Annotated in this window: 1 protein-coding gene; it reads right to left on the reverse strand. The window is 47.6% G+C overall.

The genetic code is table 11. From position 1 onward, the window contains the following. A partial coding sequence (locus AC1D0Y_RS29585; RefSeq protein ID WP_477708451.1) for a tandem-95 repeat protein occupies positions 1-877 on the reverse strand: 877 nt, incomplete at both ends.

Here is an 877-nt window from a genome sequence, read left to right on the forward strand (position 1 = left end):
AACGTATCCGAACGTATCCGGACCAGTGTAATTCTCATTTGGCGTATAGGTGAACGTACCATCTGCATTTACCACCGCCACTCCGTTGGTTGGCGGATCTTGTAAGCTATACGTCAGTACTTCTCCATCTGGATCAAACGCGGTAATTTGACTTGACACTGCTGTATCTTCATTCGTGACCAGCGTTACCACCACTGGACCTACTGGTGGATCATTTACTGGCAGAATCGTAATTGTAATCGTTGAAACGGCCGTTCCTCCTTGGCCGTCGCTTACTACGACGCTAAAGCTATCTACCCCGTTGTAATTTTCGTTTGGTGTATACGTGTAGGCTCCGTCTGGATTGACTACCACTGTTCCATTGACTGGACCTGTCAGTAACCCGTACGTTAGTGGATTGCCGTCCACATCCGTTGCCACCACTTGGCTAYTTAAACTCGTGTCTTCGTTGATCACAAACTCATAGTTYGGCACCACTGGTATRTCGTTCACTGGCGTGACCGTCACAAATACATTCGTCACTATAAATGCACCCRACGGGTCGCTTATTAACACCGTAAACGTATCCGGACCAGTGTAATTCTCATTTGGCGTATAGGTGAACGTACCATCTGCATTTACCACCGCCACTCCGTTGGTTGGCGGATCTTGTAAGCTATACGTCAGYACTTCTCCATCTGGATCAAACGCGGTAATTTGACTCGACACTGCTGTATCTTCATTCGTGACCAGCGTTACTACCACCGGACCTACTGGTGGATCATTTACTGGCTGAATCGTAATTGTAATCGTTGAAACAGCCGTTCCTCCTTGGCCGTCGCTTACTACGACGCTAAAGCTATCTACCCCGTTGTAATTTTCGTTTGGTGTATACGTG

Source organism: Priestia sp. P1_B12_1, from assembly GCF_056406695.1.